Raw genomic sequence first — 24,189 nt, 5'->3', positions numbered from 1 at the left:
TGACTGCGGTGTGCCACGGTTTACAGATGGCAATAGCGTGGTCAAGCAACCACTGCCCAGACCGGAGAAAATGGCATCATTCACCCATCCCGCGACTCCAAAGCCCCCAGGGGGCAACTTAGGTAAGCCTTACCTCGTCGCTATGCTGCCGTCATCCGGACGCCGCAGAGCATGGCTGTCCGGAGAACGCACACGCATCAAAGGGGACAGCGATGGCGGACAGGGCTGGTGCCATAGCGGCGGGGCAGGTACACCCGGCTGCGGAGGAAGACGCACCAACCGCCACCTCCGCGCTGCCGACACCGCGACACCGGTGGCTCGGGCTGGGATTCCTGGCGCTGTGGGGGCCGGGACTGGTGGTGATGCTGGCCGACACCGACGCCGGATCGCTGATCACCGCATCACAGTCGGGCGCCCAGTGGGGCTACAAGATGATCATGCCCCAGGTCATCCTCATGCCGATCCTGTATGTGGTCCAGGAGATCACGGTGCGGCTCGGGATCGTCACCGGCCAGGGCCATGGTGCACTGATTCGAGCCCGGTTCGGTCGCTGGTGGGCACTGCTCTCCGCCTGCACGCTGTTCGTCTCGGCGATCGGCGCGCTGCTCACCGAGTTCGCCGGAGTTGCCGGAGTTGGCCAGTTGTTCGGCGTCTCGCCCTGGGTCACCATTCCCATCGCCACCGTCTTCTTGCTGGCCCTGGCCTTGACGGGCAGCTACGGGCGGGTCGAGCGGATCGGCATCGCCGTCGGTCTCGCCGAACTCGCCTTCTTCGTGGCGATGTTCATGAGCCGCCCGCACATCGGCGCGATGGCACACGGACTGGGCTCGATGCCTTTGGGCAACAGTTCCTATCTGCTCCTGGTCGCGGCCAACGTCGGTGCCGTGATCATGCCCTGGATGGTCTTCTACCAGCAGGGCGCCGTGATCGACAAGCAACTGTCGGTCGCCACCATCCGACAGGCCCGCCAGGACACCGCGTTCGGCGCCGTCCTCACCCAACTCATCATGATCTCCATGGTGGTGGCGGTCGCCGCCACCATCGGCCTGCACAACCCCGGCGCCGCGCTCAACACCGTCGGCCAGATCGCCGGTGCGCTCACCCCCTACCTCGGGCACCTCGGCGGCACCGTGCTGTTCGGCCTCGGGATGATGGGCGCGGCACTGGTCGCCGCCATCGTCTCCTCGCTGGCCGGGGCGTGGGGCCTGGCAGAGGTCTTCGGCTGGAAGCACACCCTCAACGAACGCCCCAACCGCCGTACCGCCAAGTTCTACATCACCTACGCCCTCGCCCACGTCGTGGGCGCGGTCCTGGTGCTGGCAAGCGTCGACCTGGTCAATCTGAGCGTCGACGTCGAGGTGATGAACGCACTACTGCTGCCCATCGTGCTGGGCTTCCTGCTGGCCCTGGAGGCCAAGGCACTGCCCGAGCAATGGCGGATGCGCGGTTTCCGCAAGTACCTGACCTGGACGCTGTGCCTGCTGGTGATGGGGTTCGGGTTGTACATGGTGCCTTCCACCCTCGGCTGGACCTGATCCACGCACCACGGCCAACCACCACGTATGCCCCCGCCGGCCCGCGCCGGCGGGGGCATCGTTCACGGCGACGGGTGGACCTGTCCGGTCTGGCCGCCCTCGACGGAGCGAACGTATGCCTGCGCCACACGATCAGGGGCGACCGGCTCGATACCGGGGCTCGCCTCGAAGGGGACCGGGCTGCGGCCCTCCCAGATCCGGTGGGAGGCCTGTTCGGGGTATGGCACGGTCATCGGCTCGGCGTCCAGGACACGAGTGAGCTGCTGGTCGGGGCGGTAGGCGGCCCATCCGGGGTCGCCGGTGGTGGCGAAACGGACCCACGCCCGCTGGAGTTCCCGCGACACCGCGATGGCCTCGGGGGCGGGTGGATCGCCGAGGAGTTCCTTGCCGGTGGGGCTGTCCAGCGTGCCGAAGGCCAACGGCACGTCGAGGCTGTGGCAGGCGCCCAGGGTCCCTGCGAGGGCCGGGGAGGCCAGTCGCAGCTCGAACAGGTACGAGGTACCGCCGGCCGCGGCGTTCGCCTGGGCAAGGTGCAGTGAGGGAATCCGGAAGAGGGCGTCGGAGTACACCGTTTCCACCAGTTCCTCCGCGGTGGCCCGCGGATGGGCGGCACGGTAGGCATGCGCGCCGTCCGGCGCCGGGGCGAACAGGTCCAGCGCGGTACGGGCGTCCTGGTCGGTGAACCTGCCCAGGCGTCCGGTCATGACGCTGAACAGCCGGAACTCGTCGCGGGTGTGGCCGACAAGGAGCCGGGTTCCGCTCGCGCGGCCACCGGTCAGCGCGGACCAGGGCGTTTCGGAGAGGACTTCGCCGTCGACGACGGGGCATACGGCGATGCCCGCCTGGCAGAACCGTCCCCAACTCGCCTGGTAGGCAGCGAGGTCGGCGCTGAGGGCGGTGACCTCCTGGGCCAGGCGTCGGGGGGCGACGCCGCGCAGGGCTGCGGCGGTGGGGGCCGTGCCGAGCCGCTCCGCGAGCGTGGCGGCGACGCGTTCGGCCAGTGCGGGGGTGCAGTGCCAGCCCGGCACCGAGTGGGTGATGGCCCGTTGGAACAGGCCGCGCACCGCCTTCATCGTCAGCAGGGCGGCGATCGACCCCGCCCCGGCGGACTGTCCGGCCACGGTGACCTGGTCGGGGTCTCCCCCGAAGGAGGCGATGTTCCGCCGCACCCAGTGCAACGCCGCGATCTGGTCGAGAAATCCGCGATTGGCTGGGGCGTCGTCGAGAAGGACGAAACCCTCGGCGCCCACGCGGTAGTTGATGCTCACGACGACAAGTCCCGCCGCGGTCAGCGCCGCCGGGTCGTACGTCGGGTCGCTTGAGGTGCCCGCGATGTAGGCGCCTCCGTGTATCCACACCAGCACCGGCAGTCCCGCCGCGCCAGGATCCGGAGTGCTGACGTTGAGCGTCAACCAGTCCGTGGCCTCTTGCGGATCCGCCTGCACCGGCCCGGACTGCGGGGCCGCAGGACCGAACTCGGCTGCCTGCCGCGTCCCGTCCCAGCGCCGTGGAGGGGCGGGTGCGGCGAAGCGCAGCGGACCCACCGGTGGTTGGGCGTACGGGATGCCGCGGAACACCGCGTGTCCCCGCCGCCAGCGGCCCTCGACAACTCCCTCCGCGGTGCGTGCCCTTGGCTGTTCAGGCATGTCAACTTCCCTCCCGGCAAACCCTCCACAGGGCTTCCAGAGTTATAGGTCAGTTGTATTATGTCAACCGTATTGGAAAGCGACCGACGGAGTAGGCGACGATGCCGAAACAGGTGGATCACCGCGAACGGCGCGAAGCGATCGCCCGAGCGCTATGGCGCGTGGTGGAGCAGCGCGGCGTCATACACCTGACCATGCGTGAGGTAGCACAGGAGGCGGGCATCTCCCTGGGGCAGTTGCAGCACTACTTCGCCTCCCGGGAGGCGATGCTCTCCTTCGCCATGGACTTCGCGTCCGAGCAGGCCTCCCTGCGTGTCAGCCGGGGCCTCCAGGAACTCGGCGAGCCGCCGCACCCCCGCGACGTGCTCCGGCTGATGCTCACGGAGATGCTCCCGCTGCACGCCGACGCCCGCGCCACCAGCCGCATGAGCGCTGCCTACGTCCTGGAGGCGCTGCACGACAGGAACGTCCGCGCCCGGGCACGCGACGGGATCACCCAAGGGCGCACCCTCGTCGAGCAGTTGATCCGCCAGGCGATCGCCGACGGGCACATCGACCCCGACCGCGACCCGGCGGCCGAGGCCAATCTGCTCCTCGCTCTCACCGGCTTCACCACTCTCCTCGAACTCGACGTGATCGAGCCCCGGGCGGCCCTGACCGCTGTCGATCTGCATCTGGACAGACTGTTCACCAGACGTACGAGCTGATCCCGGGTGAACGTGCGCACATTGGCCAGGAGGGCTCCCTCGCCGGTCCCGCCCCTGGCCAGCGGGCGATTCCCCTCAAGCGCGCGGTGCCGCTCGTGGCTCCCTAGCCCGCGCTGGAGCGGTCGAAGTCGTGGACGTACCGCCGGTCCGCCTCGAAGACCGGCCATGGGGTTCCGCCGGTGACGAAGGCGGTGACCGCGGCGGCGAAGGACCGGGACAGCGCGCGGTCGGCGGCGTCCACGGCGCCCAGCATCGGGGCGTCCGGGAAGGTGTCGAACGTGCCGAACAGGAAGGGCAGGTCGGCGCAGTGGGTGGCCCCGAGCCCCTCGGGGTCCGGGTCGGGGCGGCGGCCGAAGCGGTAGACGTACGCGTCGCCGCCCCGCGCGGCGCAGTACCGCGCGATCGCGTCGCTGTCCGCACCGAACATCCGCGCCGTGGCCGCGGCCAGCTCCGGTCCGCGTACCTTGAACGCCGTCATCTCCTCTGTGGTGGTGCCGATCAGCAGCGGCCGTCCGTCCAGCGCACCGTCTCGCACCGCGTCGAGCAGCGGGCGCGGATACCCGGCCCCGCCCAGCACCGGCGCCATCGGCGGCGCGATACTGCCAGGCCGCGCGGTCTGCACCGCCAACTCGGCGTAGGCGTCCAGCAGTTCCTTGGCCGGGACGGCGCGCAGCCGCTCCAGGAGGCCGAGGGAGCCGGGGCTGGGCAGTTCCAGGACGCGCAGCAGTCCGCGCGCCGCCTCGGCGGCTTCGCCCGGGTCCTGCCCCGCTATCCGGAACGCGCCCGACTGGGCCAGCACCCGTTGCACCATTGCGGCCGTGGCCGGGTCCGTGGCAAGCGCGACGGCGGAGTTGGCCCCGGCCGACTGCCCGCCGACGGTGATGCGGGCCGGGTCGCCGCCGAACGCGCCGATCGTCTCGTGGACCCAGCGCAACGCCGCCGCCTGGTCACGGGCACCCAGGTTGTCGATGCCCTCCTCTGGCAGGTAGAGCCAACCCAGCGCACCCAGCCGGTAGTTGGCCGTCACCACTACCATGTCGCCGAGCGCCGCCAGCCGGGCACCGTCGTACCAGTCCCATCCGCCGGCGCCACTGGTGTAGGCACCGCCGTGGAACCACACCAGCACCGGCCGGGGCCGCACCCTGCCTGCCAAGGCCGAAACCGGTGTCCACACGTTCAGGTTGAGGCAGCCGTCCTCGTCCCAGTGGGGGATCCGCGCGCCCATCACCGCTTCCAACCGCGAGGGTCCCTGCGGTGCGGACGGCCCCGCCACGGTCGCGTCCCGCTCCCCGTCCCAGGCCGGGTACGGCCGGGGCGCCGCGAACCTCAGCGCGCCGACCGGTGAGGCGGCGTAGGGGATGCCGCGAAAGGCGGCAACGGCCCCGTGCGCGCCGTCCACGACCCCGCGCAACCGCCCCGTCGGGACGGTGACCACCGGCGTGTTTCCCCGCACCTCAACGTTGCTCGTCATGCCCTCTCGCCTCCATCGCCTCGGAACCGGTCCCTGCACGGCACAGCCTCGACTGGGTGAGGGGTTCCGGCCAGAAGTGGGACTCGATTGATCGGATGTGCGACATGGGCGCGGGCCGACACTGCGTTTCCACGCCAGCCGCGGCCAGGACTCAGCCACGTCGCTGGCGCGGCAGTCCGGTGCGTTTGAAGGTGGCCAGCACGGGCGTGGTCTCGATCGCCCCGATGCCGGAGAGCGAGCCGATGGTGTTGGTGAGGAACCGGTACAACGCCTCCAGGTCCGTGGCCGCGGCGGCCACGAGGAGATTGGACGAGCCGGTGGTGGCTGCGGCGAACCGCACCTGCGGATGCCTGCTCAACCGCTCGGCGGTCGCGTCGAGTTCACCGGCGGCGACGGTCAACCACAACAGCACGTCGGCCCGTACGCCGAGCAGCGCCAGGTCCACCTCCGTGGCCAGCCGCACCACCCAGTGGTCGACCAACGCGCCCAGTCGGCGACGGACGGTCGGGGCCGCGAGCCCCGCCCGCTCGGCCAACTCGGCGTATCCGGCCCGCCCGTTGGCGATCAACCCCCGGACAAGGGCGTGGTCCGCGGCGGTCAACGGCACCGGGGCGGGCGGATGCTCCCGCGCCGGATGCTCGGCGCGCAGCAGCGCCTCCTCCTCGCTGGTGAGCAACCCGCCCGTCCACGAGAACCCGGCCGGGAACACCCGCATCAAGGCGTGGGCCGTCCACGACAACACCTCGGGGGTGGCCGGAAGGTCGCGCAGCAGCAGCCGGTCACGCGCCGCCGCTCCCTCCAGGAAGGCGACCACGCAGATCTCGTCCCCGCCGCCGAGCACGTCCACCCACAGCGTGTCCCGCCTGCGGGCCAGCGCCGCCGCGGTGCTGCGGATGCGGTTCGGGCGGCACCGGAGGCGCAGCGCCAGCGGGATCAGCTCGGGGAAGTGCACCGGCGCGCGCACCACCGTGGTGCGCAGCGTGCCGTCCGCGAACAGCGGCCCGGCCCGGCGGACCACCGTCCGCTCCGACAGGTCAAGACAGCGGGCGACCGTGCGCCACGAGGCGCGCGGCGCGACCAGCAGCGCCGCGGCGATCCGCCGCTCGGTCTCGTCCAGGCTCTCTCGCACGTGTCGCAGCGTAGTGACGTGGACACGGGCAATGGCGCTCGCCCATCCCTGGCGCGGCTCACCCGTCCGCCTGCCAGGGAACGCGACCGTGCTCGTCGACGGGGCCGCCGCCAGGGCCGTGCGTGGACCCAGGGGCGAGGGTGACGACGATCCGCGCGCCCTGGGCGGCCGTCGCCTCACCGCCGGCCGTGAACCAGCCGGATCGCCGAAGCCCCCGAGATCGTCTCCTCGTCCCCCTGGCGGCGGAGTAACCGGGTGTCGCCGGGGCGGCGACAGGGCAACGCGTGGCGCGTATCGTTCGCGGCGGCGGGGAGGTCGGGGTAGACATGGGGTATGGCCCGAAACCGGGGCCGCTCTTGGGGGCCCTCGGGCCGCTGGTTTACCGGTCGGCACCCAGGTAGCCGACGTGAGCGGCGACAACGGCGCCACGGCTCACGGGCGGCGTCGGCACGACGTGTGTGGCCGGTGACGAGCATCCGCAGTGTCGCCGGTCAGATGTTCGTGCTCCAGGTGCTGATCGTGGTGCTGCTGGTGGTGGCCGCGGTTGCGACGCTGCTGCTGCAGTCACGCAGCGACAGGTTCCAGGCCGCGCGCGACCGCTCCCTGGCCGCTGCCGAGGCGTTCGCCTACTCCCCCGGCCTGGCGAACACACTGCGGGGCCCCAATCCCTCCGCGGTGCTGCAGCCGCGTACGGAGGCCGCCCGCAAGCGGGGCGGGGTCGACTTCATCGTGGTGATGAACCGGCAGGGCATCCGCTACACGCATCCCAGGCCAGAGGAGATCGGGAAGAAGTTCGTCGGCACCATCGGACCGTCACTGGCCGGCCGCGTCACCACCGAGACCGTGCACGGCCCCCTCGGCGAGGAGGTCCAGGTCGTCGTCCCGGTCTTCGACGCCCACGGCGCGGTCGTCGGTCTCGTGTCGGCCGGGATGAAGGCCAGCAACGTCAGCAGCGCCGTCGACCGGCAGCTGCCGGTCGTCCTGGGCGCCGGAGCCGCCGCGCTGGCCCTGACGACGGCCGGAACCGCGCTGGTGAGCAGGCGGCTGCGGCGGCAGACCCACGGCCTCGGACCGGACGAGATGACCCGGATGTACGAGCACCATGACGCGGTGCTGCACGCGGTCCGCGAAGGCGTGGTCATCGTCGGCGGCGACGGCCGGGTCCTGCTCAGCAACGACGAGGCGCGCCGGCTCCTCGACCTGCCACCGGATGTGGAGGGGCACCGCGTCAGCGCGCTCGGCCTCGACCCCCGGATGGCCGAACTGCTGTCCTCCCGTCGTGTCGCCACCGACGAGCTGCTGCCCGTCGGAGACCGGCTACTGGCCGTGAACAACCGGCCGACGGACCGCCGCGGTGGCCCGCGCGGCAGCGTCGCGACGCTGCGGGACTCCACCGAACTGCGGGCCCTCGCCGGAAAGGCCGAGGTCGCGCGGAGCCGTCTGAACCTGCTGTACAACGCGAGCATGGCCATCGGCACGACCCTCGACATCAAGCGCACCGCCGAGGAACTGGTCTATGTGGCCGCACCGCAGTTCACCGACTACGCCACCGTCGATCTCGCCGACCCCGTCCTGCGTGGTGAGGAGCCGCACGTGCGGGTGGGCAGCGACGGGACGCAACTGCGCCGGGTCGCGCTGCACGGCGTCCGCGACGACAACCCCCTGCACGGGGAGGGCGAGCTGGTCGCGTTCGCCGCGCCGACTCCGCAGGCCAACGGCTTCATGAGCGGGCAACCCGTGCTCGTGCCCGATCTGCGAGCCGCCGAAGGCTGGCGCACCCAGGACGTGGAACACACCCAGGCGATCCTCGACTACGGGTTCCGCTCACTGATCACCGTTCCGCTCAAGGCCCGCGGCGTCCTGATGGGTATCGTCAACTTCTGGCGGACGAGCGACAGCGAGCCCTTCGAGGACGACGACCTGTCACTCGCCGAGGAACTGGCGGCCCGCGCCTCGGTGTGCATCGACAACGCTCGCCGCTTCACGCGGGAGCACGCCCTGGCAGTCACCCTGCAGCACAGCCTGCTGCCGCGGGCCCTGCCCGCGCAGGACGCGCTCGACATCGCCTATCGCTACCTCCCCGCCCAAGCCGGAGTGGGCGGGGACTGGTTCGATGTGATCTCCCTGCCGGGTGCCCGCGTCGCCCTGGTCGTCGGCGATGTCGTCGGCCATGGCCTGCACGCCGCCGCCACCATGGGGCGGCTGCGCACCGCGGTGCAGAACTTCTCCGCCCTGGACCTGCCACCGGACGAACTCCTCGGCCACCTCGACGAGCTCGTCGGCCGAATCGACCAGGAGACGGCCGACGAGGACAGCGAAGCCGCGGTGGTCGGCGCCGCCTGTCTGTTCGCGATCTACGACCCCGCCACCGGCGCCTGCCAACTGGCCCGCGCCGGGCATCCGCCACCGGCGGTCGTCCTCCCCGACGGCACCGTCGAGTTCCCCGACATCCCCGTCGGGCCGCCGCTCGGCGTCGGCGGCCATCCCTACAAAGCCGCTGAACTGCACCTTCCCGCGGGCAGCACCCTGGTCCTGTACACCGACGGGCTCATCGAGGACCGCGCGCGGGACATCGAGACCGGGCTGGAGATCCTGCGCAGCACGCTCGCGCACGCCGGCCGGACGCCACAGGAGACCTGCGACGCGGTGCTCGACTCGCTGCTGCCCGCCCGGCAGAGTGACGACATCGCCCTGCTGGTCGCGCGCACCAGGGTGCTGGACGCCGACCAGATCGCCAGCTGGGAACTGCCCTGCGACCCCACGGTCGTCTCCCGCGCCCGCGCCGCAGCCACCCGGCAGCTGACGCAGTGGGGTATGGACGAGGAGACGGTCTTCACCACCGAGCTGATCCTCAGTGAGCTGGTCACCAACGCCATCCGCCATGCCTGCGGCCCGATCGGGGTGCGCCTGCTGCGTGACCGCAACCTGATCTGCGAGGTGTCCGACACCAGTAGCACCTCACCACACCTACGCTACGCGGCCGTTGAGGACGAGGGCGGTCGCGGCCTGTTCCTCGTCGCCCAACTCGCCGAGCGCTGGGGCACCCGGTACACCCACGAAGGCAAGGTCATCTGGGCCGAACTGCCCATCCCCGGCGCCTGAGCGCGCCTCCCGAGGGGGGCCGGGGCCGCGGGAATTCGGAAGTTATTACCTGCGAGAAGAACAGGTCAGCGGTACCCGACTCGCTTGAGGAATCCAGCGGGCCAACGCATATGCCGGCCGCCTGGCCGACTCGGTAATGCGGGGAACACAATCGGGATGGAACCAGTTAGTCGACAAGACCGGTTCCGGTTCCACTTGATGGTGAGTAGGGTGAGAGGCCGACCGCCGAGAGGTTATGTGACGAGACTCGGCGGAATTGACCTGGACGGGATGGGTGCGCGTGGGCGGGGTCGGCCGGATCGGTGGAACGACGTGACCGCCGGTGCGTTCGAGGGCCACTATGTATGGCATCCCGCCGCCGATGACCGCGAGTTGGCACACGCCTGCGTGGATGTGCGGGCGGGCCGGTACTTCAGCGCGTACGAGGCGCTCAGGGACGCGCGGGCGGATTTCGGGTTGTTGGCGCACAGGTCGTTGGTACTGGCATCCGAGGCGGCCGACTCGGATCTGGCGGAGCGTTGGCTGGCCGAGGAACCGAGCCCCCAGGCCGCACTGCTGTGGGCACGCGTGGCCGCACTGCGTGCGTTACGCGCGGCCGACGCCCACGACCAGCGGGCGGGCGCCCTGCTGCGTATCGCCGTGGCGGCCAGCGAGCGGGCGGTTCGCTTGTCGCCGCAGGACCCGACTCCCTGGGTGAACAAGCTGGCCCTGACCCGCCTACAGCGCTGGTGCGATCCCGCACCCCAGGGACTGCTCACCGCACCGCCCGGCCCCTGGTCACTGTTCCTCCGCGTCCTGCGGCTCGACCCCTGGCACCGCGAAGCGCACCACCGCTTCCTGGCCTTCTTCTTCGCCCGCAACGGCGGGGCCCCGAACGCGGCTTGGGACGTCGCCGCGTTCCTCGCCCAGCGCGCACCGGCCGCTTCCGTACTGCGCCTGCTGCCGCTGGTGGCGCTGGTCGACGACCACGACCGGTCCTCTCCGCTGGCCGACCACGTCTGGGAGCAACCCCAGTGGCGCGCAACGGCGTTGGCCGCCTACCAGCACTGGTTCCCCGACGTGGCCAACCACCGCCGCACACCAGTGCTGGACCTGTCGTATCTCGCGCACGCACTGCTCATGGCCAAGCGCGAGTTGGAGGCGCGGGCGGTCTTCACGGCCATGGGCCCGTACGCGTCCCGCATGCCGTGGAGCGCGTTCGGCGATCCCGAGGAACAACTCACCAAAGCCAGACGCCTGTGCGGACTGCCGGTGCCCGGTACCACCTGAACCCTCGGGCATGCCGCAGCCGAATCAGCGAGGCAGCCCCTTCTCGAAACCCATGACGATGCCTTCTGTCCCCCACCAGAAAGGTCGCGATCGTGTCCGATCCCGTGAACCCGGCTCGTACCAGAAACCGGCGGCATGCCTCGCCCATCCCCCTCGACGATGACGCGACGCTGCACGCGATGGGATATCCACGGAAACTCACCCGTCGATTCCAGGCGTTCGACAACTTCGCGATCTCGTTCACCATCATCAACATCATCTCCGGAATCTTCTCCTCGTTCGGATTCGGCATGAACGCCGGGGGGCCACGAATCCTGGTTTTCGGTTGGATCGGCGTTTCGGTGATGGTGCTGTTCGTCGGGGCCGCCATGGGAGAAATCGCCTCGGCATATCCGACAAGCGGCGCCCTGTACTTCTCGGCGGGAAAGCTCGCCAAGCGGCACCGCGGTGCCTGGTCCTGGTACACGGGATGGCTGAACTTCGTCGGCCAGGTCGGCGGAACGGCCGCCACCGACTACGCGGCCGCCACCTTCATCCAGGCGTTCATCGCGCTGCAGTGGCCGTCCTACCAGGTGACACCGGAGCGCACGGTCGCCATCACGGCAGCGATCCTGCTGGTCCAGGCGCTCGCCAACACCTACACGGTGCGACTGGTCGCCATGGTGAACCGGATATCCGTGTGGTGGCTCCTGATCGGCATGGTGGTGATCGTCACCGCCCTGACCGTGCTGCCCGCCCAGCATCAACCGGCGTCTTTCGCAACACATTTTGCCAACAACACAGGATTCTCCAACGGCCTTTACGGCGCCATGCTCGGCCTGCTCGTGACCAGTTGGACCTTCACCGGATTCGACGGAAGCTTCCACATGTCCGAGGAAACCGTGCGGGCCACCGTCAACGCCCCGAAGGGCATCATGCGGGCAATCGCCTACTCGGCACTCGCCGGACTCGTCCTCATGCTCGCCCTGGTCTACGCGATCCGTGACTACGCCGCCGAGGCAAGCGCCTCGGCGCCACCGGTACAGATTCTCATCGACGCACTCGGCACCGGCACCGCGAAACTCCTTCTGCTGATCGTGATCGGCGCCATGCTCTTTTGCGGCCTGGCCAACATGACCAGCAACACCCGGCAGATCTTCGCCTTCTCCCGCGACGGGGCGATGCCCGGCTCCCGTTGGTGGCACTCGGTATCGCCACGCACGCGCACTCCGGTCAAGGCGGTCTGGCTGGCCGCCGCATGCTCCCTGGTGCTGGTCCTGCCCGGCTGGTGGTCCAACACCGCCTTCACCGCGGTCGTCAGCATCAACGTCGTCGGGCTGTTCCTCGCCTACGGCGTGCCCATCTTCCTGAGGCTACGGCTGGACGACTTCCAGCCCGGCCCGTGGAACCTGGGGCGGCACGGCAAGCTGGTCGCCGCGATCGCCGTGGCGTGGATCGTGGTCAGCAACGTGCTGTTCATGCTCCCGCAGACCTCCCCGACGAGCGCCAAGACGTTCAACTACGCGCCTGTCGCACTGGCCGTGGTACTTCTCATCGCCACCGCGTGGTGGTTCGCCACCGCCCGACGCCGCTTCCAGGGACCGGTCAGCTACGGCAGCCCCGACGAGGTGGCCGCCATGGACCTCATCTGACCTGGGGGGAGGGCCGACTGCCACCGGCCCTCCCCGAGTGCGCGGACAAGGGGCGTGTGAAGAGGAACGCCTTGGGGTGGCGGTCGAGGACGACCAGGTCCACGCCTGTGAGAAAAAACCGGACGTGGTGTCACAGGACCCTGCTACGGTCCCGGATGTGCACCTCGACCCATCAGAGCACAGCGCCCGTCTGCTCCTGGAGCGCGGCATCCAAGGTCCGGTAACCATGCTGAACCTGCTGCGGTTCCGCGAGGTCGCCGACTACTCCGGCTTCCCGCACCTCGCCCCGTCCGCACCCGTCTCCGGCGCCGCCGCCTACGACCGGTACGTCCGCCACACCCTCCCGTTCCTGGCCGCCAGCGGCGGCTCGGTCCAGTTCTTCGGCACCGGGGGGCCGTACTTCATCGGTCCGCCGGACGAGCGCTGGGACCTGGTCATGCTCACACGCCAGTCCAGCATCCAGGACTTCTTCGCGTTCGCCTCCAACGAGGAGTACCAGGCCGGAATCGGGCACAGGACCGCGGCGCTTGAGGATTCACGGCTGCTCCCGCTCGTCGACCGGCCACTTCCCTGACGCCTGCCCCAGCGCCGCGAACCCGCCCACCCGCGCGGCGAGAAGCGGACGGCCCTCGGCCGACGGCCCCTCCCCACCAGCTGCCCCCGGCACGAACCTTTCCGGCCGCCCAACTAGCCAGCACCGCAGGCAAGTTGCACGCGGACGGGTCGGCCCACTCGCCCGTGGCGAAGCCGCCCATGTGAGCCGCGCCAGATCACGATCCGGTCTCGGCCTACTCCCGACCCCTTGATCAATCCCCGTGTAATCGTTTCCAATCCTCCGTGTCAGTCGTGTAAACGATTCCACTGGCTCACCAGGAGGTGGTCGGCGATGGCGGGCATCAAGGACGTCGCCGCGGCGGCGGGTGTTTCCGTCGCGACGGTGTCCCGCGCGCTGAACGGCCACCCGTCGGTCAGCGCGGAGGCACGCACCCGGGTGCTGGCCGCCGTGCGGACGTTGGGCTACCGCCCGAACGCCGTGGCCCGTTCCTTGCGTACCGACCAGACCCGCACCCTCGGCCTGGTCATCAGCGATGTGCTGAACCCCTACTTCACCGAGCTGGCCCGCTCCGTCGAGGAGGAGGCCCGCACCCTCGGCTACAGCGTGATCATCGGCAACGCCGACGAACGGCCCGAGTTGCAGGACCACCATGTGAGGACCCTGCTCGACCGCCGCATCGACGGACTGCTGATCTCCCCCACCGACGGCGGCTCTCCGCTGATGCTGGACGCGGTCCGCGCCGGGACGCCGATGGTCTTCGTGGACCGGTGGATTCCAGGCGTCGACGTTCCCGTCGTACGTGCCGACGGCCGGACGGCCGTGCACGATCTCGTTGCCCATCTGCACGGCCTCGGGCACCGTCGGCTCGCCATCATCGCGGGGCCCGCGGCGACCACGACCGGCAGCGAGCGAGTGGATGCCTTCAGGGAGGCGCTGGCCGAGTACGGCATCCCGCTACCGGACGCCTACACAGGACAGGGTGATTTCAAGGCCGACAGCGGCCGTCGGGTCACCGAGGACTTCCTCGACCTGGCCGAGCCGCCCGAGGTCGTCTTCGCCGCCGACAACCTGATGGCGCTCGGCGCACTGGACGCCATCCGCGCACGTGGGCTGCGCGTCCCCGAGGACATCGGTCTCGCCGCGTTCGACGACATCGCGTGGTTCGTGCACACCGACCCGCCGATCACGGCGATCGCCCAGCCGACCGGCCAGTTGGGGCGCACCGCGGTCCGCGCGCTGGTCGACCGCATCGAAGGACGTCCCGCCCGGTCCGTCACCGTCCCCGCCCGGCTCGTCGCGCGCCGCTCGTGCGGCGAACCGGCCCATGCCCACCGCGAGCCGTACCCCGCGAGAAGGAGCAGGTCGTGAGCGACACGGAGGAGTTGCTGCGCATCGAAGGCATACGCAAGACCTTCCCGGGCGTGGTCGCGCTCGACGGCGTCGACTTCGACCTGCGCCGTGGCGAAGTACACGTACTGCTCGGTGAGAACGGCGCCGGAAAGAGCACCCTCATCAAGATGCTCTCCGGCGCCCATCGCCCCGACGCCGGACGCGTCCTGGTGGACGGCGAGGAGGTGCGCATCCACGACGCACAGGATGCCGAGCGCCTGGGAATCGCCACCATCTACCAGGAGTTCAACCTCGTTCCCGACCTGAGCGTCGCCGAGAACATCTTCCTGGGCCGCCAGCCGCGTCGCTTCGGGATGATCGACCGGAAGAGGACGGAGGCTGACGCCGCCGAGCTCCTGGAGCGGGTGGGCCTCAGCGTCTCGCCCCGCGCACGGGTGCGTGAACTCGGCATCGCCCGGCTCCAGATGGTCGAGATCGCCAAGGCGCTCAGCCTCGACGCACGCGTGCTCATCATGGACGAGCCGACCGCGGTGCTCACCTCCGGGGAGGTCGACCGACTCTTCACGATCGTACGCAGACTGCGCGAGGACGGTGTCGGCATCGTCTTCATCACCCACCACTTGGAGGAGATCGCCGCCCTCGGCGACCGGGTGACCGTGATCCGGGACGGAAGGAGCGTCGGGCAGGTGCCCGCCGCCACTCCGCGGGACGAGCTGGTACGGCTGATGGTGGGGCGCTCCATCGACCAGCAGTACCCGCGGGAGCGCACCGACGCCGGGGCGGCCCTGCTCACCGTCGAAGGGCTGACCCGGGACGGGGTCTTCCATGACGTCTCGTTCCAGGTGCGGGCCGGTGAGGTCGTGGGCGTCGCGGGACTGGTGGGCGCGGGCCGCACGGAGGTCGCGCGGGCCGTGTTCGGCGCCGATCCCTACGACAGCGGGACCGTGCACGTGTCGGGTGCGCGCTTGCGGCGGCACGACGTCAACGCCGCGATGGCGGCGGGCATCGGGCTGGTGCCGGAGGACCGCAAGGGGCAGGGGCTCGTCCTGGACGCCTCGGTCGCGGAGAACCTCGGGCTGGTCACGCTGCGGGCGGCGACCCGCGGTGGACTCGTCGACCGCAAGGCCCAGCGGGCGGCTGCCGCGAGGGTCGCCGAGCGGCTCGGCGTGCGCATGGCCGGGCTCGGCCAGCGTGTGCGCACGCTCTCCGGCGGCAACCAGCAGAAGGTCGTCATCGGCAAATGGCTGCTAGCGAACACCAAGGTGCTCATCCTGGACGAGCCGACACGCGGCATCGACGTGGGAGCCAAGGTCGAGATCTACCAGCTGATCAACGAACTCACCGCCGGGGGCGCCGCGGTCCTGATGATCTCCAGCGACCTGCCCGAGGTGCTCGGCATGAGCGACCGGGTGCTGGTGATGGCCCAGGGCCGGATGGTCGGTGAACTCCCCGCCTCGGCGGCGACCCAGGACTCCGTGATGGCACTCGCCGTCAGCACACCGACCAGCAACGAAGCCGCTACCGAAGTGGAGGCCGCCCGTGGCCACTGACACGCTCAAGAGCGCAGCGCGCTCGGGCGGCCTGCGCCGCCTGCTGCTGGACAACGGCGCACTCACCGCGCTCATCGCCCTCGTCATCGCGATGTCGGCGCTCTCCGGGGACTTCCTGACGGCCGACAACCTGCTCAACGTCGGCGTACAGGCGGCGGTGACGGCGATTCTCGCCTTCGGCGCGACGTTCGTGATCGTGTCGGCTGGCATCGACCTGTCGGTCGGTTCGGTCGCCGCGCTGTCCGCCACCGTCCTTGCCTGGACGGCTACTTCACACGGGATCCCGGTGGTCCTGGCCGTCGTCCTCGCCATCGCCACCGGCGTGGCGTGCGGCCTGGTCAACGGCTTCCTGATCTCGTACGGCAAACTGCCGCCGTTCATCGCGACGCTGGCCATGCTGTCGGTGGGCCGTGGTCTTTCCCTGGTGATCTCGCAGGGCTCCCCGATCGCCTTCCCCGACTCGGTCTCGCATCTCGGCGACACGCTGGGCGGCTGGCTGCCGGTCCCGGTGCTGGTGATGGTGGTGATGGGCCTGCTCACTGCGCTCGTCCTGGGCCGGACGTACATCGGCCGCTCGATGTACGCGATCGGCGGCAACGAGGAGGCCGCCCGGCTGTCCGGGCTCCGGGTGCGGCGGCAGAAGCTCGCCATCTACGCGCTGTCCGGGCTGTTCGCCGCCGCCGCGGGCATCGTGCTCGCCTCCCGGCTCTCCTCGGCGCAGCCGCAGGCCGCGACAGGCTACGAGTTGGACGCGATCGCGGCCGTCGTCATCGGTGGCGCCTCGCTGGCGGGTGGTACGGGCGGGGCGTCCGGCACGCTGGTCGGCGCACTGATCCTGGCCGTGCTGCGCAACGGCCTCAACCTCCTTTCGGTGTCCGCCTTCTGGCAGCAGGTCGTCATCGGTGTGGTGATCGCGCTGGCTGTACTACTCGACACGGTGCGGCGCAGGGCCGGGGCGGGCACGGTGGCGGCCGGGACGGGTGCGGGCGGCGGCCGGGGCAGGCAGGCCGTGACGTACGTACTCGCGGCCGTGGTCGCGGCGGCGCTGGTGGGTGCGATGTCCTTCCTGCACGGCGGGGCGTCCTCGACCACTTCGAAGGTGGGCCTGTCCCTGTCCACGATGAACAACCCCTTCTTCGTGCAGATCAGGGCGGGCGCGCAGGCGGAGGCCAGGCAGCTGGGCGTGGACCTCACGGTGACCGACGCGCAGAACGACGCGTCCCAACAGGCCAACCAGCTGCAGAACTTCACCAGCGAGGGGCTCGGCGCGATCATCGTGAACCCCGTGGACTCGGACGCGGCGGGCCCCTCGGTGCGCTCCGCGAACAAGGCGAGGATTCCCGTGATCGCCGTCGACCGGGGAGTCCACAAGGCGGACACGGCCGCGCTGGTCGCCTCCGACAACATCGAGGGCGGCGAGCTCGCCGCCCGGACGCTGGCGGAGAAGCTGGGCGGCAAGGGCAGCATCGTGGTCCTCCAGGGTCAGGCGGGCACGTCGGCGAGCCGGGAGCGGGGCGCGGGCTTCGCCGAGGGCCTCAAGGCATATCCCGGCATCAAGGTGGTGGCCGAGCAGCCCGCGGACTTCGACCGCACCAAGGGGCTGGATGTGATGACGAACCTGCTCCAGGCCCATCCGGATGTCCAGGGCGTCTTCGCCGAGAACGACGAGATGGCTCTCGGCGCCATCAAGGCACTGGGTTCCAGGGCCGGCACGTCGGTGTCCGTCGTCGGATTCGACGGCACACCGGACGGACTGGCAGCGGTCAAGGCGGGCACGCTGTACGCGTCCGTCGCACAGCAGCCCACCGAACTGGGCCGGATCGCGGTGCGCAACGCCCTGCGGGCGGCCGAGGGCAAGGCGGTCGACAAGACCGTGAAGGTACCGGTGAAGGTGGTCACGAAGGCGAACGCGGCGGGCTTCACCGGCTGACCCCGACCGCTGGCAGCAGCCGCGGCAGGGATTTCCTGGGAGACAACTCGTGTACGACTACGACGTGTTGGTCGTGGGTTCGGCCAACGCCGATCTGGTGGTCGGGGTGGAGCGGCGACCCGCGGCCGGTGAGACCGTTCTCGGATCCGACCTGGTGGTTCATCCGGGTGGCAAGGGCGCGAACCAGTCGGTCGCCGCGGCCCGCCTCGGCGCCCGTACGGCCTTGCTGGCCCGGGTCGGCGACGACACGCACGGTCGGCTGCTGCTGGACTCGCAGCGCCGCTCCGGCGTCGACACCACGGGCGTGCTGGTCGGTGGGGCGCCCACCGGGGTCGCGCTGATCACGGTCGACCCGTCGGGAGACAACAGCATCGTGGTGTCCCCGGGCGCGAACGGCCGACTGACACCGCAGGACGTACGTGCGGCCCGCAGCCTGCTGCACGGCTCCCGAGTGGTCTCGGCGCAACTGGAGATCCCGATGGAGTCGGTAGTGGAGGTCGTACGGAATCTGCCGGACGGGACCCGTTTCGTACTCAATCCCTCGCCGCCCCGCCCGCTGCCCGCCGAACTGCTGGCCGCCTGTGACCCGTTGGTCGTCAACGAGCACGAGGCACGGGTGATCGTGGGCGGCGAACTGGACGACTCGCCCGAGGAGTGGGCCGCGCGGCTGCTGGCGCTCGGGCCGCGCTCCGTCGTGGTGACGTTGGGCGCGCAGGGCGCGCTGGTGGCGACAGGTGACGCCACGGTCCGGGTCCCTTCGGTGCGGGTGGCCGCGGTGGACACCACGGGCGCGGGCGACGCGTTCACCGCGGCGCTGGCCTGGCGGCTGGGGGCGGGTGCGTCGCTGGCGGACGCGGCGGCGTACGCGGTCCGAGTGGGCGCGGCGGCGGTCACCCGGGTCGGCGCACAGGAGTCGTATCCGACGGAGGAGGAGCTCGCGTCCTTGGCGGGCAGCTGAACCCTCCAGGGCACGGTGGAGCGAGTTGGCCGCCGTCCGAAGTAAAGACACTCGATGCGCCGTGTTCCCGATGTGCGAGCCCTACCCCTTCCCGCCGACACCGGAGCCGCCGAGCCTGGTGCGGCCTTCCGGCTGCGGCAGCCCAACTCCACGCAGCCGTCGTGGAGTTGGTGCGGACCCAGGGGTGCGCATGCCGTGGTCGTTCTGGACTGCTGGTGGAGCTGCGCACGTCTACCAGCGCTGATGCTGGATCCAGAGGATGAAGAGGCTGACGATGCCGCTGCCCAGGCTGTAGAAGGCGCCGCGCATCAGCTGTGCGGTGGCGGCGCGGCGGCGCCGGGCGGTCCAGCTGCGTAGGCCGTTGATGGTTCCCGCGGCTTGATGCCAGGGGCGGTGTTCGGGGCTGGTGTGCATGGTGGCTGTCCTTTTCGAGGGCGTCGCGGAGGAGCCCTTTTCGACCCGGTGGCCGAGGAACCGGGGCCGGAATCGGGCTCCTCCGTCGTTCTGCTGGGTCAGCGGCGAGCGAAGTCGCGTAGGTGGTCGGCGAGGCGCCGGTCAGGTCGGCGGACGATGATGCACGGGTTCGTCGCGTCGTCAGCGAGGCGGTCGACCTCCATTTCCAGCGTGGCCGTCGGTGGGCTCGCGGCCGATCCGTTGCGCCGTACGTAGCGCGCGACGACTTCCACGCAGTCAAGGAAGTCGTCGTCGACAGCGTCGGCTTCGACGATCGGGTGCGTGATCTGGTGCCGCCAGTGCGCCGCCTCCCGGGTCTCGCCCAGTGCGAGGTGGTGCAGGTGCAGGCAGTAGGCGGCGGCACGGTGTCCGGCTCCCGCCGCCAACTGCCACCAGAACTGGGCGCTCTCGGGGTGATCGGTGAGGTAGAGCAGGCAGGCGAACACCGCGGCGCCCTCGACGTCCAGCTGGTCCTCCTCGACCGGAGCGGACCGGGTGTCCTGCGCGAGGCGGTCCACGTGGTGTGCGGCGCCGGGGCCGTTGAGGATCCAGCGGGAGACCACGGCCAGGCGCTGCCCGGCCTGGGCGGTTCGTTCCATGTGCGGTGGCGGCGCGGTCCGGGCGGCGTCACGGGCGAGTCGGCGCAGCGCGGTTCCGACGTCGAAGGCTACCGGGGGCGTTGTCGGCAGCGCCGCGTCGGCCAGGAGGTCTTCGATGGTGGCGGTCACTGTCCTGACCTCTCTCTTTTCGGGGCGGGTAGGCCCAGGCGGACGCGGAGCCGTTCCTTGGCCCTGCGGTCGTGGTAGCCGACGGTGCGGACGTCAAGGCTCATGAACCGCGCGATGCGGGCGGTGTTGTAGCCGAGCAGGTACTTCAGGACGATCACGTTGAACTGGCGGGTGGGCAGGTCCGCGATCGCCTCGTACAGGCCCGCGGTGCTCTCCGCTATCTCCAACTCGTTGCGGATCGCGCGCAGGTTCAGGGCTATCGGCCCGTTCAGCACGAACGCCGGACCGCGGCCCTCACGCTTCAGCCGCTCGGTAACGTGACGGTGCAGCACGGCCAGCGTCAGCTGCTCCAGGTCGCCCTGCTGCAGCAGTTGGTCCCAGCCCGCCAGGATCTCCAGGAACACCCGGTGAACCGATTCCTCTGCGGCTCGGCGGGTGCCCAGGTGGATCTCGGCGAAGGCGTGGAAGAACTCCTGGTGCCCGAGGTAGAAGCCCTCGAAATCCAGCGGTAGGTCAAGCGGTTCGTCCACCGGCTGACTCTGCCCGCCGTTGTCGCGCCAAACGTCCGCGCGGAGGTCTTCGTCGCTCACTCGGACCTCCGACATGCACTACTCATTGCGTTCCTCTTCATTGAGGGGTCGGCACGGCCAAGGGGGGCGCGCCGGGAGCCAGTTGGCTCTTGGCACCACCATGGCGAGGATGGGCCCCGATCACTCATCACGCCCTGCAAAAAATGACCCAGCGATCACAGGGAGCCACGCAAAGTAGTTTCCGACAGCTGTGTCGGCCTTTAACAAAGCGTTCTGAACAGGGAAAACGACGGGCACCTGTCGATCACGTTCAAAGGGTTCCGAGCATGAAGTGACATATGTCACAGGGGCGTTGAGCAGCCCAGCCGCGTTCCTCCTACGTGACCGGCACCGTCCTGCGGGTTGACGGCGGCGTGCTGTCCTGACGCGGCGCGGCAGTCCCGGGCCCCAAGCGCCGGGGCGCTAGCACCGTTCAGGCTGGCACTGCGGGCACCACACCGTCCCGCGCCCGGCGATCCGCCCCCTGCACAGGGGGTGCCCGCACCGTGGGCAGTGCGGATCCTCCTCGTACCGCTCCCCGGTGAGCCAGGACGGGCGTCCGGGTACGCACCCCACCCGCACCGACGCCCGTAGAACGTGTCGCATCTGCGTGTACAACCCGCGCAGCTGCGCACCCTCGAGCTTGCTGACCAGGCAAGCGGGGTGCATCCGGGCCCGCCAGAGGATCTCGTCGGCGAGAAGGTTGCCCAGCCCGGCGATCAGTGACTGGTCCAGCAGCGCCGCCTTGATCCGCCCTCGCCGCGGGGACAGCAACTGCTCGAACTCATCACGTCCCACGGTCAGCGCATCCGGCCCCTGGGTGGCGAGGAGGCGTTTGACTTCGGCCTCGTCGGCGAGCCGGATGCCCTGGAGCTTGCGCTGGTCCCGGAAACGGAGCTCGCCGCCGTCGAGGACGAAGACCACCCGGTCGTGGGGGTGCGGCGGGTCATCGGGCGTGCAGGGGACCAGGGAACCGGTCATCCCGAAGTGGAACAGGAGGACGGGCGCGTCGGTGCGGGCGATCAGCCACTTGCCGTGGCGTTCGGGCGCACCGAGCCGATGGCCCACCAACTCGCGCCGCAGTCTGCGCGCCGACACTCCGTGCAGCACCCCCGGGTCCGCTACCTCGACGTCCGCGATGCGCCGCCCCTGCCCGTGGGCGGCCAGCACCCTCCGGAACCCTTCGACGTCCGGCAACTCGGGCATACATCCAGCGTACGCGTCAGAGGAGAAGCGGCGACCCCTCGTGGTCGAACGGCTACGTGGTGTGCTGCGCGCTCGGCGTCGCAGCCGGTGCGCGTGTTCGGGTCGCACTCCGGGTCGGTGCCGTCAGCACCGGCCAGGCCCGCGGCCCGGCTACTGCCGGGACCGCGGGCCTCACCTACACACGGCGCCGAAGTGGCGTCACAGCGTGCGCTCCAAACGGTCTGCCATCAGCTTGACGAAGCGCGAGCGGTCGCTCAGCTCGCCGCCCTCCGCCAACAGCGCCATGCCGTAGAGGAGTTCGGCCGTCTCCTGCAGGCCGGTGTCGCCCGAGCGCTCGGAGTGCGCCCGGTTGAGGCCGCTGACCAGCGGGTGGCTCGGGTTGAGTTCGAGGATGCGCTTGACGTGCGGAACGGCCTGGCCCATGGCGCGGTAGATGTTTTCCAGGGCCGGAGTCACGTCATGGGTGTCCGAGACGATGCAGGCGGGAGAGACGGTGAGCCGTGAGGAGAGCCGTACGTCCTTGACGTTCTCGCTCAACTGGTCCTTCATCCAGGTCAGTAGACCCGCGTACTCCTTCTGGTGCTTCTCCCGCTCTGTCTCCGCCTCCTTCTTCTCGTCCTCGGTACCGAGGTCGACCTCGCCCTTGGCCACGGACCGCAACTGCTTGCCGTCGTAGTCCGGCACGGAGTCCACCCACACCTCGTCGACGGGGTCGGTCAGCAGCAGCACCTCGATGCCCTTGGCCCGAAACGCCTCCATGTGCGGGGAGTTCTCGATGGCCTGCCGGGACTCACCGGCGAGATAGAAGATGTGCTCCTGGCCGTCCTTCATCCGCTCCACGTACTCCCGCAACTTGGTCGGCTTGTCCGCGTCATGGGTCGTGGCGAAGGAGCACACCTCCAGGATGGCCTCGCGGTTCTCGAAGTCGCTCAGCAGCCCTTCCTTGACGACACGGCCGAACTCCCGCCAGAACGTGGCGTAGCGCTCCGGGTTGTTGGACATCATGTCCTTGACCGTCGACAGCACCTTCTTCGCCAGGCGGCGGTGCATCAGCTGGATCCGGCGGTCCTGCTGGAGGATCTCGCGGGAAACGTTGAGCGACAGGTCCTGCGCGTCGACCACGCCCTTGACGAAGCGCAGGTAGGGCGGCATCAGCTCCTCGCAGTCGTCCATGATGAAGACGCGCTTGACGTAAAGCTGGACGCCTCGCTTGTAGCCCTGGAGGAACAGGTCCTGGGAGGCATGCGCCGGGATGAACAGCAGTGCCTGGTACTCGAAGGTGCCCTCCGCCTGGAGACGGATGGTCTCCAGGGGGTCGTTCCAGTCGTGGCTGATGTGCTTGTACAGCTCGTGGTACTCGTCGTCCGTGACCTCGTCACGAGGGCGCGCCCACAGTGCCTTCATCGAGTTCAGCGTCTCGGGCTCCCGCGGGGCGTCATCGGTTCCGTCCCCGGAGGCGTCTTCGGCCGCGGGCTCCGGAGCCAGCTTGATGGGCCAGGTGATGAAGTCCGAGTACCGCTTGATGATCTCCTTGATCTTCCAAGGCGAGGTGTAGTCGTACAGCCGGTCCTCGGTGTCCTCCGGCTTGAGTCGGAGTGTGACCGAGGTGCCCTGGGGGGCGTCGGTGACGGTCTCGATGCTGTACGTACCTTCGCCGGACGAGGTCCAGCGGGTGCCCTGGCTCTCGCCAGCGCGCCGGGTCAACAGCGTCACCTCGTCGGCCACCATGAAGCTGGAGTAGAAACCGACGCCGAACTGGCCGATCAGTCCTTCCGCGGCGGCCGTGTTGTCGGCCTCCTTCAGCTGCTGCAGGAACTTCGCGGTACCGGAGTTCGCGATGGTCCCGATGAGTTGCACCACCTCGTCGCGCGACATGCCAATGCCGTTGTCCCGCACGGTGAGGGTACGAGCCTGCTTGTCCGTCTCGATCTCGATGTGCAGGTCGGAGGCGTCCGCGCGAAGCGCGTCGTCGCGGAGAGCTTCGAGACGAAGCTTGTCCAGCGCGTCGGAGGCGTTGGAGACGAGCTCGCGCAGGAAGACGTCCTTGTTCGAGTAGATCGAGTGGATCATCATCTGCAGAAGCTGGCGCGCTTCCACCTGAAACTCGAACGTCTCAGTCGACATAGTCCGTGATTCCTTCTCAGGTCACCAAGTGGCGGATACTGACCATCGGCACTGTAAACCAGCAGGTCACCCCGTCAATCCCATACCCCGGACTTGTTGGGGCCTGCCCGGACAACGCCGGGGCACCGTCGGACGTTCCACCAGAAGCAGGCGACCGGTGCAGCGGCGTGGCTGGAGTTACCGAGGTGCGCGACGGACGCGGTCATTGTCGAAGGCTCCAACACCGCTGTGGCCGCTGGCAATCGCTCACGCTCAGGGCGAACCGCCGAGGACGT

Annotated in this window: 18 protein-coding genes; 10 read left to right on the top strand and 8 right to left on the bottom strand. The window is 69.8% G+C overall.

The window, feature by feature from the left end; all coding sequences use genetic code 11:
- Positions 1-212 precede the first annotated feature (212 nt).
- A complete protein-coding gene (locus tag O5O46_RS32210) occupies positions 213-1,535 on the top strand; it encodes an NRAMP family divalent metal transporter (RefSeq protein WP_269859181.1) in 1,323 nt (440 codons plus the stop codon).
- Positions 1,536-1,597: 62 nt separating this feature from the next.
- Here O5O46_RS32210 and O5O46_RS32205 read toward each other — a convergent pair whose 3' ends face one another.
- Entirely contained in the window at positions 1,598-3,181 is a 1,584-nt protein-coding gene (locus O5O46_RS32205; RefSeq protein ID WP_269859180.1) for a carboxylesterase/lipase family protein, read from the bottom strand.
- A gap of 101 nt (positions 3,182-3,282) precedes the next feature.
- Here O5O46_RS32205 and O5O46_RS32200 point away from each other — a divergent pair, with 101 nt between their 5' ends.
- Positions 3,283-3,888: a TetR/AcrR family transcriptional regulator gene (locus O5O46_RS32200; RefSeq protein ID WP_269859179.1), complete on the top strand. Its 606-nt coding sequence runs from the start codon at positions 3,283-3,285 to the stop codon at positions 3,886-3,888.
- 103 nt (positions 3,889-3,991) lie between these two features.
- On the opposite strand, the gene O5O46_RS32195 is transcribed toward O5O46_RS32200, so the two are convergent.
- Complete coding sequence (locus O5O46_RS32195) at positions 3,992-5,359, bottom strand: carboxylesterase/lipase family protein (protein ID WP_269859178.1); 1,368 nt, start codon at positions 5,357-5,359, stop codon at positions 3,992-3,994.
- Positions 5,360-5,510: 151 nt separating this feature from the next.
- Positions 5,511-6,488, bottom strand: coding sequence for an Lrp/AsnC family transcriptional regulator (locus tag O5O46_RS32190; protein WP_333482442.1), 978 nt, complete (start codon positions 6,486-6,488; stop codon positions 5,511-5,513).
- A 333-nt stretch (positions 6,489-6,821) separates the two neighbouring features.
- On the opposite strand from O5O46_RS32190, the gene O5O46_RS32185 reads away from it, so the two are divergent.
- The 8 genes from O5O46_RS32185 (at position 6,822) to O5O46_RS32150 (ending at position 18,834) form a co-directional block, all read left to right on the top strand.
- The gene (locus O5O46_RS32185; protein ID WP_443072681.1) at positions 6,822-9,590 is read left to right on the top strand and encodes a SpoIIE family protein phosphatase; all 2,769 of its coding nucleotides are present in this window, start codon (positions 6,822-6,824) and stop codon (positions 9,588-9,590) included.
- Positions 9,591-9,902: 312 nt separating this feature from the next.
- Entirely contained in the window at positions 9,903-10,859 is a 957-nt protein-coding gene (locus tag O5O46_RS32180) for a hypothetical protein (protein ID WP_269859177.1), read from the top strand.
- A 179-nt stretch (positions 10,860-11,038) separates the two neighbouring features.
- A complete protein-coding gene (locus tag O5O46_RS32175; RefSeq protein WP_269859192.1) occupies positions 11,039-12,490 on the top strand; it encodes an amino acid permease in 1,452 nt (483 codons plus the stop codon).
- Positions 12,491-12,566: 76 nt separating this feature from the next.
- The gene (locus tag O5O46_RS32170) at positions 12,567-13,064 is read left to right on the top strand and encodes a hypothetical protein (protein ID WP_269859176.1); all 498 of its coding nucleotides are present in this window, start codon (positions 12,567-12,569) and stop codon (positions 13,062-13,064) included.
- 312 nt (positions 13,065-13,376) lie between these two features.
- Entirely contained in the window at positions 13,377-14,414 is a 1,038-nt protein-coding gene (locus O5O46_RS32165) for a LacI family DNA-binding transcriptional regulator (protein WP_269859175.1), read from the top strand.
- Positions 14,411-15,946: a sugar ABC transporter ATP-binding protein gene (locus tag O5O46_RS32160; protein WP_269859174.1), complete on the top strand. Its 1,536-nt coding sequence runs from the start codon at positions 14,411-14,413 to the stop codon at positions 15,944-15,946. Before O5O46_RS32165 ends, O5O46_RS32160 begins: the two co-directional genes overlap by 4 nt.
- Positions 15,936-17,876, top strand: coding sequence for an ABC transporter permease/substrate-binding protein (locus tag O5O46_RS32155; protein WP_269859173.1), 1,941 nt, complete (start codon positions 15,936-15,938; stop codon positions 17,874-17,876). The genes O5O46_RS32160 and O5O46_RS32155 overlap by 11 nt, the downstream gene beginning before the upstream one ends.
- A gap of 49 nt (positions 17,877-17,925) precedes the next feature.
- Positions 17,926-18,834: a ribokinase gene (locus tag O5O46_RS32150; RefSeq protein ID WP_269859172.1), complete on the top strand. Its 909-nt coding sequence runs from the start codon at positions 17,926-17,928 to the stop codon at positions 18,832-18,834.
- Between the two features lie 231 nt (positions 18,835-19,065).
- Here O5O46_RS32150 and O5O46_RS32145 read toward each other — a convergent pair whose 3' ends face one another.
- The 5 genes from O5O46_RS32145 to htpG form a co-directional block, all read right to left on the bottom strand.
- Positions 19,066-19,248 (bottom strand): hypothetical protein, encoded by a 183-nt coding sequence (locus O5O46_RS32145; RefSeq protein WP_269859171.1) that lies wholly within the window; start codon positions 19,246-19,248, stop codon positions 19,066-19,068.
- A 98-nt stretch (positions 19,249-19,346) separates the two neighbouring features.
- Positions 19,347-20,015, bottom strand: a complete 669-nt coding sequence (locus tag O5O46_RS32140; RefSeq protein WP_269859170.1) for a hypothetical protein — start codon at positions 20,013-20,015, stop codon at positions 19,347-19,349.
- Positions 20,012-20,545, bottom strand: coding sequence for a sigma-70 family RNA polymerase sigma factor (locus O5O46_RS32135; RefSeq protein ID WP_269859169.1), 534 nt, complete (start codon positions 20,543-20,545; stop codon positions 20,012-20,014). The genes O5O46_RS32140 and O5O46_RS32135 overlap by 4 nt, the downstream gene beginning before the upstream one ends.
- A gap of 462 nt (positions 20,546-21,007) precedes the next feature.
- On the bottom strand, positions 21,008-21,790 hold the full coding sequence (locus tag O5O46_RS32130) for an Fpg/Nei family DNA glycosylase (protein WP_269859168.1): 783 nt from the start codon (positions 21,788-21,790) through the stop codon (positions 21,008-21,010).
- A 198-nt stretch (positions 21,791-21,988) separates the two neighbouring features.
- Positions 21,989-23,914, bottom strand: a complete 1,926-nt coding sequence (gene htpG, locus O5O46_RS32125) for a molecular chaperone HtpG (RefSeq protein ID WP_269859167.1) — start codon at positions 23,912-23,914, stop codon at positions 21,989-21,991.
- Positions 23,915-24,189: the final 275 nt, after the last annotated feature.

This window comes from Streptomyces sp. RPT161, from assembly GCF_027533845.1.
Classification (GTDB): domain Bacteria; phylum Actinomycetota; class Actinomycetes; order Streptomycetales; family Streptomycetaceae; genus Streptantibioticus_A; species Streptantibioticus_A silvisoli_A.
Note: the sequence above shows the minus strand (reverse complement) of the source record. Positions and strands in the feature narration are given on the sequence as shown.